At 47.9% G+C, this 14,378-nt stretch carries 12 protein-coding genes, 1 tRNA gene and 1 CRISPR repeat array (1 of these 14 cut by a window edge); of the genes, 8 read left to right on the forward strand and 5 right to left on the reverse strand.

Going from position 1 to position 14,378, the window contains the following annotated elements; translation table 11 throughout:
• Nucleotides 1-48 precede the first annotated feature (48 nt).
• A complete protein-coding gene (locus LCH85_02725) occupies nt 49-408 on the reverse strand; it encodes a hypothetical protein (protein MCA0350888.1) in 360 nt (119 codons plus the stop codon).
• Nucleotides 409-787: 379 nt separating this feature from the next.
• Here LCH85_02725 and LCH85_02730 point away from each other — a divergent pair, with 379 nt between their 5' ends.
• The 4 genes from LCH85_02730 to LCH85_02745 all read left to right on the forward strand — a co-directional run bounded on the left by LCH85_02730 (nt 788) and on the right by LCH85_02745 (nt 5,579).
• Nucleotides 788-1,807 (forward strand): LacI family transcriptional regulator, encoded by a 1,020-nt coding sequence (locus LCH85_02730; GenBank protein MCA0350889.1) that lies wholly within the window; start codon nt 788-790, stop codon nt 1,805-1,807.
• Between the two features lie 44 nt (nt 1,808-1,851).
• Entirely contained in the window at nt 1,852-2,118 is a 267-nt protein-coding gene (locus tag LCH85_02735) for a hypothetical protein (GenBank protein ID MCA0350890.1), read from the forward strand.
• A 216-nt stretch (nt 2,119-2,334) separates the two neighbouring features.
• A complete protein-coding gene (ppsA, locus tag LCH85_02740) occupies nt 2,335-4,950 on the forward strand; it encodes a phosphoenolpyruvate synthase (protein MCA0350891.1) in 2,616 nt (871 codons plus the stop codon).
• Between the two features lie 146 nt (nt 4,951-5,096).
• Entirely contained in the window at nt 5,097-5,579 is a 483-nt protein-coding gene (locus LCH85_02745; GenBank protein ID MCA0350892.1) for a GNAT family N-acetyltransferase, read from the forward strand.
• A gap of 53 nt (nt 5,580-5,632) precedes the next feature.
• Here the strand turns inward: LCH85_02745 and LCH85_02750 are convergent, their stop codons facing one another.
• Nucleotides 5,633-6,133 (reverse strand): SRPBCC family protein, encoded by a 501-nt coding sequence (locus LCH85_02750; protein ID MCA0350893.1) that lies wholly within the window; start codon nt 6,131-6,133, stop codon nt 5,633-5,635.
• A 168-nt stretch (nt 6,134-6,301) separates the two neighbouring features.
• A complete protein-coding gene (locus LCH85_02755) occupies nt 6,302-6,862 on the reverse strand; it encodes a hypothetical protein (GenBank protein MCA0350894.1) in 561 nt (186 codons plus the stop codon).
• 264 nt (nt 6,863-7,126) lie between these two features.
• Between LCH85_02755 and LCH85_02760 the strand changes: the two genes are divergently transcribed.
• A complete protein-coding gene (locus tag LCH85_02760) occupies nt 7,127-7,357 on the forward strand; it encodes a hypothetical protein (protein MCA0350895.1) in 231 nt (76 codons plus the stop codon).
• Here the strand turns inward: LCH85_02760 and LCH85_02765 are convergent.
• A complete protein-coding gene (locus LCH85_02765; GenBank protein ID MCA0350896.1) occupies nt 7,354-8,322 on the reverse strand; it encodes a YafY family transcriptional regulator in 969 nt (322 codons plus the stop codon). The genes LCH85_02760 and LCH85_02765 overlap by 4 nt on opposite strands.
• Nucleotides 8,323-8,405: 83 nt before the next feature.
• On the opposite strand from LCH85_02765, the gene LCH85_02770 reads away from it, so the two are divergent.
• Entirely contained in the window at nt 8,406-8,906 is a 501-nt protein-coding gene (locus LCH85_02770) for a glyoxalase (GenBank protein MCA0350897.1), read from the forward strand.
• Nucleotides 8,907-8,985: 79 nt separating this feature from the next.
• Here the strand turns inward: LCH85_02770 and LCH85_02775 are convergent, their stop codons facing one another.
• Complete coding sequence (locus LCH85_02775; protein MCA0350898.1) at nt 8,986-9,837, reverse strand: hypothetical protein; 852 nt, start codon at nt 9,835-9,837, stop codon at nt 8,986-8,988.
• A gap of 147 nt (nt 9,838-9,984) precedes the next feature.
• On the opposite strand from LCH85_02775, the gene LCH85_02780 reads away from it, so the two are divergent.
• Both LCH85_02780 and LCH85_02785 read left to right on the forward strand, forming a co-directional pair.
• Nucleotides 9,985-12,630 carry a hypothetical protein gene (locus tag LCH85_02780; protein ID MCA0350899.1) on the forward strand — a complete coding sequence of 882 codons (2,646 nt, stop codon included), beginning with the start codon at nt 9,985-9,987 and terminating at the stop codon, nt 12,628-12,630.
• A gap of 163 nt (nt 12,631-12,793) precedes the next feature.
• Nucleotides 12,794-12,868, forward strand: a tRNA-His gene (locus tag LCH85_02785).
• 442 nt (nt 12,869-13,310) lie between these two features.
• Nucleotides 13,311-14,378: direct repeats of the CRISPR family, unit length 37 nt; unit sequence ATTCGAAAGACCTCAATCCTCTTTGGGGGATTAAAAC (it continues 860 nt past the right edge of the window).

Consider the following 14,378-nt stretch of genomic DNA (forward strand, 5'->3'; position numbering starts at 1 on the left):
CGTCATAAGGGTGGTGATTACAAATAAATACGCTTGAGCTATTTGGATTTAGGCTGGTTTGCGCAAGCGAATCGCGCCATCAACCAAACCAACTACAGCCCAAATCAACGCACTACCAAGCAATTGCAAACTCGAAAAACCTAAGCCAAAGCCAATGACCAGCAAACTCAGCACAATCGCCCCATGCAGATAGATTCCACGAGTTTGATACTCGCTTGGATTATTGGTCAAGCGGTTGGTCAGCCAAAGCATGCCAATTGCCACCACCAAGCCCAACACCCCATATAGCTGATTAATGCGCAGGCTGGGGTAAAACAGCATCAGGCTCAACCCAAAGCTTAGCGCATTCAACACCCGTGCAATCAGCAAACTCCAGCGCTTGTGTGTACTATGATTAACCATGCTCATCGTCTAGCTCCAATCAGATCAGTAACTATCATTATCTAGTATACAAGCTTAATCTACGCATAACCCAGCTTGTTGGATACAGCTAGGTAAGCTATGATGAATGATATACTTGCGCTTAAATCATCTTCGGATCTGACCAAAAACTCCAAAATATTGAGAGTTTTGCGATCAACTATCGCATAGTCGATTGGCTACGCCTGTGTTGGCCAATCCAAAACTACCCGATCTAAGCACATGTTGGTAGCCCAACCAGAGCACAAAACCCTAGACCCGTCGGGCATACATGGCCAATTAATTGACATTTAAGACCAACCTGTTATCATGATATCGTTTCCGGTATCGTTTCCAGAGATTTTCATCTAAATATTGAGGTATTGCTGTGCGTTCAAAACAATCGACAGTCACCATCCACGATGTAGCCAAGGCAGCGGGCGTTTCGGTAAGCACAGCCTCGCGAGTGCTTAATAATAAAGATGATGTATCACCTGAAACCTATAAAAAAGTTCGCCAGGTGATCGACGACTTGAATTACACTGCCAGTCTGGCCGCCAAAAGTATGCGCAGCCGTACCACCAACGTGATTGGCTTGTTGGTTCCAGAGTTGATCGAAGTATATTATCATGAAGTGATCAAAGGCGTGGGCGCAGCAATTGAAAATTCGGGCTACGATTTATTGATTTATACCAGTGGCAGCCCGACCCGCAACAAACGAGCCTCGTGGGAGCGCGAACATGTGGCGTTATTGAGCAGCGGCTTAACCGATGGCTGTATTATCGTCTCGCCCTCAGCCCCAACCTTCCAAGAAAACGCCAAAATCGTGGTGATCGACCCGCATGGAGCAGGAGCCGAAGTGCCTTCCGTCGTGGCAACCAATCATGAAGGGGCAATTCAGGCTGTCGATTATTTGGTAAGTCTTGGCCATCGCCGAATTGGCTTCGTGCAAGGCCATCCTTCAGCATGGAGCGCACTCCAACGCTTCGAAGGCTATAAGGATGGATTGACAAAAGCCGGGATTGAATTTGAAGCCGCCTTGGTGTGTGAGGGTGATTTCACCTCAGCTTGTGGCAAAAACGCCACCTATCGCCTGATGAACCAGCCCAATCCACCAACCGCAATTTTTGCCGCCAACGATCGCACAGCCATTGGCGTGCTTGAGGCAGCCAAAGAACTCAGCCTCAATGTGCCCCAAGATCTCTCGGTGATTGGCTTCGATAATATTCCCGAAACGATGCAAACCACGCCCCGCCTAACTACAATCGATCAATCGATTCGTGAAATGGGGTCGTTGGGCGTTCAACTATTAATTGATATGTTGCAAAATCGTGAATCGACTCAATTATTGCACACCGTGCCAACCCGCCTCGTTATTCGCGATTCCTGCTGGATGCTCAAACAATAATCACAAGCTGTGGCCTCGCTTGCTCAACAATATTGGAGTGTCGCATGGAAGAAGTTTCAGTCCAATCAAGTGCCGCTGATTTAATTGATGAACTTTTTCATGTGCTCCGTGATGTTGCCACTGCATCACAGGGCATTCATTATGCCCTCTATAGTTCATTGCCCAACGATCTATTATCACCAGATCAAGAGATGTTATTCAGCTTACTCAACTCGTATGACCGGAAATTAGCAGCCTATGCCGCTTTTGTGGATCAGTGGCGAAGAGCGCAAACCTCTGCTAATTCTGAGCTTGATCAATCACCCTCGTAGCGGTGCAATGGTTGGCAGGGTTAACTTTGGCAACCATTTAAAGCAGATGGGCGACCGTATTGGTCGCCCATCTGCTTATCTAGCTTGAGTATACCACGGCTGTCTAGGTGATAAAACGGCCAAACGGCGATTTTTTCTGCTCCGCCAATTCGCTACAATCTCCCCATTCATGCCATCACAAAACAGCTATTTTATTGGCATCAAAGGGGGCAAGCGATGGATTCCCACGTAATTACGTTTCAGGCGATCGATTCAAGCACACCCATGTTGGTTGGCGCAAAGGCCGCAAACTTAGCTGCGCTTACTCGCATCGCAGGCATTGATGTTCCTGATGGTTTTTGTATTTCGACTGAAGCCTTCAACAACTTAATTCGAACAACCCCAACCTTGAGTGAATTGCTTGATCAAGCAAACTTGCTCACGCTCAACGATCACCATCAAATTCGAGAGCTAAGCACAACCATTCGCCAGTTCATCGCATCAATCACGATTCCACCAGAGCTGCATACAGCGATCAGCCACATGCTAAGTAAATTTGGCCCAACCACGGCTTTTGCAATCCGCTCAAGCGCAACCGCCGAGGATTCCCCAACCGCATCGTTTGCGGGCCAGCACGATACCTACCTCAATATTATTGGCGAGGCAGCGATCATCAAGCATATCAAGCTCTGTTGGGCATCGCTCTTTACTGAACGCGCGATGATTTACCGAATCCAGCAGGGGCTTGATCAGCGCAACCCATCCTTGGCCGTCATTATTCAAACCATGATCTTGGCTCAGGTTGCGGGAATTATGTTTACCGCTGATCCAATCACAGCCAATCGGACGATTGTATCAATCGAAGCGAGTTTTGGGTTGGGCGAGGCTTTGGTTAGCGGGCGGGTAAATGCTGATAGCTATCGCATCCAAAATGGCAAACAGCTTGCAACAACCATTGCCACCAAGCAACTGGCAAGCTATCCAGTAGCGACTGGCGGCACACGAGAACAGCCTATTGAGACCGAACAACAACATCAACCAGCGCTGAACGATGCTCAAATCGCACAGCTTGAGCAAATTGGCAGAACCATCGAGCGACATTTTGGCCAACCGCAAGATATCGAATGGTGTCTCGTTGATAATGCATTTTATATTGTTCAGAGCCGTCCAATCACCACCCTCTATCCGATTCCTGAGGCTCACGATCAAAACAAGCATGTGTATATCTCGGTTGGGCATCAACAGATGATGACCGATACGATGAAACCTTTAGGATTATCGCTATGGCAGTTAACAGCGGTTCGACCGATGGTTCATGCTGGCGGACGCTTATTTGTGGATATCTTTGCAGATTTAGCCTCGCCAGCCCGAAGAATCAACATGATCAATGCCTTGGGTACGGCAGATCCGCTGCTTAAAGATGCGCTGATCAAGCTCATTGATCGCGGCGATTTTATCCCTGTCTTGCCTGATGATTCGCATAGCCCAACCCCCAGCAACCCAAACTCTGGTGAGGCTTCGCTGGAGTTTCAGTCCCAAATTGAAAACGATCCGACAATTGTTGCCAATTTGATCAAACAGAGTGAGCTAGCGCTCGCTATGTTAAAACAGAACATCGTAACGCAATCGGCAGCAACGCTCTGTGAATTCATGTTGCAAGACATCCAACAGCTTAAGCAGTATCTTATCAATCCCCAAAGCTTTGGGGTGATTATGACCGCAATGAATGCGGCAACATGGATTAACCAGCGAATGCAGCAATGGCTGGACGAAGTTAATGTTGCTGATACACTCTCGCAATCAGTTCCCAACAATATCACTTCAGCAATGGGGCTGGCGCTACTGGACGTTGCTGATGTAATTCGACCCTATCCAGCCATAATTACCTACCTAACAGCTACCAATAATCAGGCCTTTTTGGATGAGTTGCCTCAATTTGAAGGCGGCGAAGCAGTTCGCAAAGCAATTATGAACTATCTCAAAACCTATGGCATGCGCTGCACCGGAGAAATTGATATTACCCGACCACGTTGGAGCGAGAAGCCAGCAACCTTGATTCCGATGTTGCTCAATAACCTCAAAAGCTTTGAGTATGGCGCGAGCCAACAAAAATTTGAGCACGGACGACAGACAGCCTTGGATAAAGAGCAGGAGTTATTAGAACGTTTGCAGCAATTACCCGATGGCGCTCAAAAAGCTGCGGCAACCAAACGGGTAATCGATCTGCTGCGCAATTTGATTGGCTATCGTGAATACCCCAAATACCATATTATCAGTCGCTATTTTGTCTACAAACAAGCCTTACAAAAAGTAGCTGATCAGCTAGTTCAGACCAACGTGCTGCATGAGCCAACAGATTTGGATTATCTAACCTTTGACGAACTTTGCACCGCCATCAACAGCAAGCGCCTTGATTATGACCTTATCAATCAACGAAAGTCTGAGTATCGCCACTATCAACAACTAACACCACCACGAGTAATGACCTCTGATGGTGAGATTATAACTGGCAGCTATCAACGTGATCAGCTTCCAACGGGGGCACTGGTGGGCTTGCCAGTCTCAGCAGGAGTCATTGAAGGTCGTGCCCGCGTTATCTTAACCATTGAAGCAGCCGAGCTTGAAGCCGGAGATATTCTGGTCACTACGTTTACCGACCCAAGTTGGACACCATTATTCGTCGCGATCAAAGGCCTAGTCACGGAAGTTGGTGGATTAATGACCCATGGGTCGGTCATTGCCCGTGAATATGGGCTAGCAGCCGTGGTTGGGGTAGAGCATGCAACCAAGCTCATCCAAGATGGGCAACGGATTCGGGTCGATGGCACGGCTGGCTCTATCGAAATGCTTTAGGAAGATCATGACGATGTTGCGAATCTCGCGCAACATCGTCATATTTCAACCAAATTCAGCCCAGCGACCGAATGGCAAATGACACAGCCATGCTAGCATCAACTCAGTGCAGGATTGGCCTGTGCCACAGAATTCTAGGAGGTGCAATGAATCTCGTTATTCGGCAATATGCCGACCAAGACCGTGCCGCAGTCGTCGATCTTTCGATTCGCGCTTGGACACCAGTATTTGCCTCGATGGAAGCTGCCATGGATGCTGCGGTGTTCAAGCATTTCTACCCCGATTGGCCGACCAACCAGCAGCAAGCCGTCGAAACGGTTTGTGCCGCTGAAACCAACCAAACGTGGGTTGCCTTGGTTGAGGCACAAATTGTCGGCTTTGTGGCGACAACCTTGCATCAAACCAGTAGCATGGGCGAAATCGTCATGCTGGCAGTTGATCCCGATACTCAGCAACAAGGGATTGGCGCGACGCTAACCCAGTTTGCGATCGAGCATTTTCGCAATGTTGGTATGCAGGTAGCCATGGTCGAAACTGGCGGCGATCCAGGTCATGAGCCAGCTCGTCAAACCTATGCCAAACAAGGCTTTCGTTTGATGCCAATCGCCCGCTACTTTCAAGCCTTGTAATTAAAGGAGTACCTAATGCATTTTTGTTTTCATGGCGCATTACAACGCTGGCGCTAAGCATCTTCGGCTGATACCTGATCGTGATAGCCTGTAGGAAAGCGATCAGCCACCAGATTGAGAGCAATCCCATGCTCAAGCCATGCTTTAAGCCCAGCCAGAACCAAACAAAAACCTTCAGTTGAATCAACTATGTGTTTACTGATCGACTCCAGCGTCCCAGTAAACCCGCTTTCGCTTACCTCAAGATAAGTTGCCTCAGCAGGCTGCACTTGCAGCGACCATGCAACCTCGGTTTGACCATTGTAACTAGGCCATTTAATCACTAACTTGGTTGGTGGCTGCACCACAATTGGCGTTACCTCAGCCTCAACATCATACATTGCCCAGTGCCATATCACCGACTTGCCTTGCTCCAGCCGACCACTACCCGTGGTAAACCAAAATTTGCTGGTGATGTTCGGATCAATCAGTGCCTCAAATACCTGCTCAATTGGTCGGCGAATCAGCATCCCTGTTTTAGAATGCGGGTTTTGTTGGACATTCAACTCAAGCATGACACACTCCTAATCTATTCAACAGTCGCAATCTTAGTTAAATTATAGATCATTTGTTCGTAAAATACGACGAAGCTAAAGTAGCGTTAAGCGTAATTATTCGCGTTAAATACACAAAAGCGGCAGTCTTTACAAAGACTGCCGCTCCAAGTACCCGATAATGCAGGGTTATTCGGTTACTGGTTGGAGGCCAAAGCGTTTGGCAACTTCGGGAGTGATCAAGCCTAGCAAGGCATAACCAAGCCCAGTAATGATGATCCCTAGAACCAAGAAGCCAAGTCCAAGGGCCATTGCGCCGTATGAAGCACCAAAGGCCATTGCTGAAAGGCTCAATGAAGTGACAAGCCCAGCAGCCGTCAATTGGGTGTTGCGAGCCGAGTTGGCAACTGGTTTGCCATTGGCATCTTTCAAGGCTTCATCAGCATTGTTCGTGCCGACTGGTGCGCCATCGGGAAGAGCAAAGCGACCCATTTGAGCATACGATAGGCCTTGGCCACTTTCAGCAGCATGGTGTTGAATGATGTCGGCCATACTCAAAGCAGTTGCAATATCGGTCACTGGCGTATTCGGAATCGATGCATCTTCGGGTGTGGTAATTTGTTGAGCAGCAAGTTTGTCGCCAACAAAATCATTAATATAGATCCCAGCGCCGATTGTGCCAGCACCGCCTAACGCAAAGATGATACCGACGGCAACGACCAGTTTAGGAAATACACGTAAGGCTTTCATAACATCCCCCTGTTTTTGAATGTTGTTGAATATCGATCCGCTGCGTGAATGGTGTGTATCTGTATCGATTCGCTGTTCGAACGTTGTTTGTTATCGATGTATGCAGTATATGCCCAGCAGCACCACAATTAAGTTAAGAGACGACTACCACAGGAGAACACGTCACAATCCTTTAACCGATTGGTGCTTAATCATACATAGCTAGCTTGATCTCTTATAATCAGGCCATAAAATCGCCAATTTTAGCCCAAACAGGAGTTTCGAATGGATTGGCAAGCATGTTCAGAACGTGAATTGATCGCTGAGATTGATCACGAGTTACACCATCGTGCCCACGCCGCACTCAAGCTCTGGCAACTCATTGCTCCGCAGATTGAGCCTGCGCAACAAGCCTATGGCGATTTGCTGCAACGCTATTTAGAGCAAAATATAGTATTGGCCGAGGCAATCCATCAGTGGCTTTTGGTACAGATGGCTAAGCAAATTGCTGATTAATCGGTTAGTGCAGCAGGATCATTAATCATGCCCAAAGCTTTGGTTGCGATCGCTTGAAGCAGCTCACGTAATGCAGCAGGTTGTAGCACCACCACTGGAATATCAAGCTCCAGCAATGTAAAGGCGACCCATTCCAAATGCACAGCGGCGCGGCGCAACAGAACTCCCTGCGGCGTTGCTTCAAGCCGACCCATGGCTGGCGGAATAATTTGGCGGGCATGTTCGATAGTTGTTTTGAGCAGCACCTCAACCTCGTCAGGCTGATTGGCGGCGTTCAGGGCTGACTCTACAATCGCGACAATATCAATTGAGGCTGGCCGCTCGAAGCTTGAATCCAACAATCGCATCGCCTGAATGCGATCCAAGCGAAACACCCGCATAGCCCTGCGTAAATCGCAATAGCCCACCAGATACCAAGCGCCTTCGTTAAAAACAATTCCATATGGCGCGATCATGCGTTCAGTCATATTCTGTTGGGCAGACAAATATTCAAGTTGGATTGATTGACAGCGTTGCACCGCCAAACTCAATTGCATCAACCAAGCTGGCTCAATTCGCTGCGAACGGATATCAAGTTGAATACTGATGGCTGCTTGCAGGGCACGGGCATGCTGCACCAAACCAGCAGGCAATACCCGTTCGATCTTGGCCAAGGTGGTTTCAGCGATTGCTCGCTCAACCGGAAACTGCAATTCGCGAATTGTTAATAAACCTAAACTCAAGGCAAGGGTTTCTTGTTCGGTGAATAATAGTGGTGGAACTCGCTGGCCTGGCTTTAAACGATAAGCGCCGTAGATACCTCGTTCAGCCTCGACCGGAATCCCCATATCTTGCAGTTGTTGAATATAACGGCGAACCGTGCGCGGGTGAATTTCGAGCCGCTGAGCTAGCTCACTTCCACTCATTTGCTGGCGCGATTGCAAGAGTTCAAGCACACCTAACAGTCGGCTGGTTGGCGAATACATACGATTGCTCCAAATTAGGGCCAATAATGTCCTAATTTTAAATTATGCTCAATCTATCAGCAACTGATTCAAGGAGCAAGCTCATGGGATATGTACCAGTCGGTTATTGCACGGTTAACCCATTTATTATCAGCAACCAAGCCACCCAGCTTAGTGCATTTTTACAAGCAGTGTTTGGAGCACAGCCAGTTGAGGCAGCGCACACCATCGATACTGATGGTTTGGTGTTGCATTCAGAGCTTAAACTTGGCGATTCGACGTTGATGGTGGTTGATCGCAAGCCCGATTGGCCTTGGACACCCAGTTTTTTACAAGTCTATGTTGTCGATCTGGCCCAAACCTTGCAAACTGCTATAGCTCATGGTGCAACGATTGTGACCGAGCCAACCCCGATGTATGGCGAACTTTTCTCGCGTTTCGTCGATCCATGGCACAATCTTTGGTGGGTGTATCAATATATTGGAATGGATTCGTGGGAAGCAACTACTGATGAGGGTGAAACATGGGATACCCAATCGCTAGAGTTGAATTATATCCATCGTACCCTTATGCAAACCATGGCAGGGCTAGGCCAACCAAAGTAAGTATTGCGCTAAACTTGGTTAAATAAAAAAGACTGGCAGCTAGTTGCATTACTAGCTGCCAGTTAGGCTATTTAATCGCCTATTGAGGAATTGGCTCAGGGGTTGGGGTTGGGGTTGGATCAGGATTGATAATCGTTGGCTCAGGATCTTTGCCATAGGGATCGATAATCAACATGCCCAATTTGCCATTCAAATATTCACTCGTATCTGGGTTGTAGCCAATCAACAAGGTAGTAGCAGTAGTTCGGAATTTGATCATCGTTTGGCTTGAATTGGCATAGGTTGTATCGCCGTGAATCGTCGCATAGCCAGCATAAGGTGCTGATTGAGTAACTGGACAATTTTGAACCGAGCCAGAACATTGACCAACCGCCAAGCGAGTATCGCTGGTCAAGCGAAAGCGGCGAATTGTGTTGGTTTCAAACAAATCGGTAGTATGGCGATATTGCCATTGCAAATTGCCATATAAGCCATTGACGCTAACATTCATCCGCGCATCAGGATGGTATAAGAGCGGATGATTCCCGTTCGTGCTAAATTGCACCTGGGCGTAACTCCAAAAATCAGGGTAGCTCTGCAACAAATCGTTTGGCAGATCAAGTTCGCACGAAAGGTAGCCAGCGCCTTGAAAACGGGCGTAATCGGCTGGGCTGAAATCCACATTGCCAATCACGCTACATTCAATCGTGCTCATCAACAAAATTGGTGGATCTTGGCTCGGAATATCGGGTGTACCAAGCCGAACCAAACAACCATCAGCCGTCTCAAAATCCCAGACTGCCATCCAGGTATTTGGGGTTGAAAGGTCAACTCCGGCCAAACCGCAACCTGGCGGTGGGGCTGGCGTATCAGCCTTAGCTTGGTTAGGTTGATTGAACCAGAATGAACCTAACCCACAAACCAGCACTGTTACTATCAATACAAGCCGCATCTATAGCCTCCCTAATCGCATTTGAATCACTAGGGTTTCAGTATAGCGGGCTTGTGGCTCAAAAAAGTCTCAGATTGCACCCAAAAAGTCTCACGTAGGGTAAAACGAGCCAACCAGCGGCTGCTTTAGGTTATCGAGGAGTGTAGAATGGCGCATGTACTTAACCCAATCTTACGCACAGTACTCAATCAATTTGATCAGCCAGCCCAACTTGGCAGCATTCAACCCTTGGCAACACCAGCCTTACTTGGGCAATGGTACGATTTATTTGGGGCACATCCAAGCGAACGTCAACGCGGCCAGATTATTCAGCTGGTGGTGGTTTATGCCTTGTTGGGTGATACCCACATTCGCCCCGAAGACCCGCACGATTTAGCTGAACTATTACAACAACTTCGCGCGGGCAATCGCGATCAACGCTTGATTTACTGGCGCTTTTTGCATGAACATAAACTCCCAGTCCATGTGCTAATTGACCAACTGGGTTTAGCCAAGGCTACCTTTCATCGCGATATGAAAGATCGTTTGCCATTAATTTTGGATCAAGCTGCTGATTGTTTATTAAGCATTTTACAACCTGCGCTGCAACTAGAACGCCCACCAGTACCAAACCACTTGTATGGTCGCAGCCAATGGTTGGCCGAAGCGCAAGCGTTGCTCAACCATCAACGCCATCTTTGTATTATTGGGGCACCTGGCGCGGGCAAAAGTGCTAGCGCCGCAACCCTCGCTGCTGCTTGGCAAGGCCCAGTCTTTTGGCTCACCTTACTCCCCGATTTGAATGATCAGATCGAAAGTTGTTTGCCCTTGATTGGGGCATTTCTCCAACATCATGGAGCCTACAACTTGGCCCAACATTTGGCAATCGAAGGTGGTAAGTTAAATAGCAACGTGGCGTTAGGCCTGATTCGGCGCGATTGTGCCAGTTTACCAGCAGCCCCCTTATTTTGCCTTGACCAAGGCGAGGTTATGTTAAGTCAACCTCAGCATAGCGCCTTACACTCATTTTGGCGGGCCTTAGCGGCAATTCCCAATTTGCATCTGCTAATTATTGGTAACCAGGTTTTCAGCAATGATCTGCCAACGCTTACGTTGGAGCCATTGGATAGCGCAGGCTTGCAGGCATGGTTCAATGCGAGCACCGCCATTCAGCCCGATTACCCATGGGAGCAATTTCTTGCGCTAATTGCAGGCAATGCTCATCTCATGCGGATCGTGATGGTCTTAATTCAGCAAGAACCGAGCTTGGCAGCGATTTGCGCGATGCTGGCGGCCCATCCAAGCGTTGGCTATTTAATTGAGCGAATTATCACCATGCTCAGCCCCAACGCCCAGCAACTATTAACGGTGTTGGCCAGCTTTCAGCAACCAGTGCCACGCAGTTTATGGCCAACCAAAGATCTACAACAGCTTGAGCATTTTGAATTGCTACAAACTGGCTATCACGATACACTTGAGCTTTGGCCATTGCTGCGCAAACACTTTTGGCAACAATTGAGCAATGAGCAACGCCAGCCATTGCATGAACACGCCGCCCAAGTGCATGCAATGCTCGGCCAATGGACGCTGGCCGCCGAACATGCGATTGCCGCTGGGGCATATAGCCAAGCCATTATTTGGTGGTTTCCCCAACGGCATAATGAAATTCGCGCTGGCTACTTTGGCCGTATGCTGCATATGCTGCAATTAATTCCACTTGATCAAGTACCAGCCCGCGAGGCCCAAACTTTAGCGATTGGCCAAGCCGAGTTAGCCCGATTTACTGGAAACTACGATCAGGCGCGGGCTGGTTTAACGGCGGTATCCTACACGGGCAGCGATTCAATTCGTGCCTATATTCGCCAATTAGAAGGCGATTTATGGGAGGCTCAAGGCTACATCGAGCAAGCAATGAGCAGTTACGAGCGGGCGATCACGATTTTAGATACTAACCAGCAACATCAAGAAGCAATTTTACATGTTAAACGCGGCTTGATGCACCTGAACCATGAGCGTGATTTTGCAGCTGCGCACTTAGCCGCTACCAAAACCCACTTTATTGCGGCGTTACTCAGTGCTGAAATTGCCGATGAAGAGGGCAATTATGACTTAGCATTGCAAGGCTACCAAACGGCGCTCGATCATGCTTGCACCCTCAACGATCAGGCCTTACAAGCACGGGCGCATGCGAGTTTAGCAATTGTCCATGCTCGTCATGAACATTCTGAGGCAATTGAACATTTCAATGTTGCGATTCGCTACTACCGTTCGATTGGCAACGATGTGCGAGTTGCCCGCAATCAAAGCAACTTGGCCTACTTTTTGGTGGCAATCAACCAACCGAATGAGGCGATTACGCTCGCCGAGCAAGCCTATAGTTTTTTCAAACAGATTAATTCACGTTTTTGGGTTTCGTTAAACGCCATGACTCTAGCCGATGCTCACTTAAGCCTTGATCAATACCCAACTGCCGAGCAATATGCCCAAGAAGTGCTTCACTACGAAGAAACCGGCCATGTTCCTTTTGGCGTGTATATCTTAGGTCGAGTTGCAACCCTCAAACACGAATTTGAGCTAGCCGAACGCTATCTACAACAAGCGATCCAACTAAGCCAAGCCATCCAAGATCGGTTTATCGAAGCGCGGGTTTGGCGCGATCTTACCAAGCTCTTGCATCAAACTCAACGTCATGGCGAAGCGAAACTGGCCATCAAACAAGCCTGCGATGTATACCAACAATTGGGCTTGAGCAAAGAGCTGGATCGAACGCTACAATTGGCCCAAGGCTACAATTTGCAATTAATTGCAGGCTAGGCTTGATTAACTATCGAAAGCAGGTGGGTTTGTATTATCCACCTGCTTCTGTCAAATTAATTCAAAGCAATCTAACTACTACCACAGGCGGTTCCAATTTGACATGCCTACTAGATCGTGCTATAATCCTAGCGCCTTAGTAAACAAGGCAAAAATAAATGTGGTGGCTGTAGCTCAATGGCAGAGCGCCTCACTGTGGCTGAGGATGTTGAGGGTTCGAGCCCCTTCAGCCACCCCATTCACACAATACCCTGATTGTTACGATCTTAAGTGGTCAAAACAATCAGGGTATTGTGTTATATGCGAATTTTATTGAAAATAATCGTAGCGAAACATTACTCAATATGTATTATGATTGTAGTAACCGTCACCGCAATCCATTTCAATCAATACTTGGGAAACCAGAGGCGGTAAATGGGACAACAGACATGCTTAGTCTTTCGATCAGCAGAAGAATTCAATCTCAGCCTAATAGCACAGAATCAAACTTGCAACGCTAGCCATATTTCGGTGATAGCTAGTCAAAAAATGGCACATGCCGCGCGATCCCTTTCCAAAGGGATAAACTACGTTTTTTCACCGATGTTTGTAAGGCAGAATGGCCGTTAATGGGGCAGATTCAAGGGGACCGCGCAAACCGTTCATTTTAGCGCCTTGCAAAGCCCTAAAAAATAAGGTATATTCGAAAGACCTCAATCCTCTTTGGGGGATTAAAACAGCCTGCGCGGTCGTTGCCACAACAGGCAAACCCCAAAATTCGAAAGACCTCAATCCTCTTTGGGGGATTAAAACTCGTTTGCCTTCGAGGGCTTCAAACTCGGCGCGGGATTCGAAAGACCTCAATCCTCTTTGGGGGATTAAAACGCGTTCTATGCCTCTGAGGGATTCAAGTACTCGCACTTCATTCGAAAGACCTCAATCCTCTTTGGGGGATTAAAACCGGAAGCATGCCCGCCATCCCGCCAAGTCCACCTGACCCATTCGAAAGACCTCAATCCTCTTTGGGGGATTAAAACCCATTCCCATCTAAGAAAATACTGACCATAGCGCTTGAGATTCGAAAGACCTCAATCCTCTTTGGGGGATTAAAACCGCCGAAAACCTCATAATCATCAGGATAGGCGGAATTCGAAAGACCTCAATCCTCTTTGGGGGATTAAAACCTGTTTCAGCGGGTTTGGGTCAAACCCATCTGCAACAACGATTCGAAAGACCTCAATCCTCTTTGGGGGATTAAAACTATGCCGGACAACCCGAATTGGCTGTCCCCTGCGCGGCAAATTCGAAAGACCTCAATCCTCTTTGGGGGATTAAAACGGCAACTCCATCAAATCGCCACGAAGCTAACTTTGTTGCATTCGAAAGACCTCAATCCTCTTTGGGGGATTAAAACAAAACGAAATCGCCTTGCAGGCAGGCAGTGTTTTTCCAAATTCGAAAGACCTCAATCCTCTTTGGGGGATTAAAACTCTCTTACCGGAGCTCAATCAATATTGACTACGTTGTTGCATTCGAAAGACCTCAATCCTCTTTGGGGGATTAAAACCCTGGATAGGCTTCGCATCGGCAATGGCCAGTGGCTATTCGAAAGACCTCAATCCTCTTTGGGGGATTAAAACAATGTATTACCCATGAATGCTTCAGCTTTCTTTATAGATTCGAAAGACCTCAATCCTCTTTGGGGGATTAAAACGGCCAAGAAGATAGCATCTTGAAACTGTGGCTGTTGGATAATTCGAAAGACCTCA

This window comes from Chloroflexota bacterium (assembly GCA_020161265.1).
Lineage (GTDB): Bacteria > Chloroflexota > Chloroflexia > Chloroflexales > Herpetosiphonaceae > Herpetosiphon.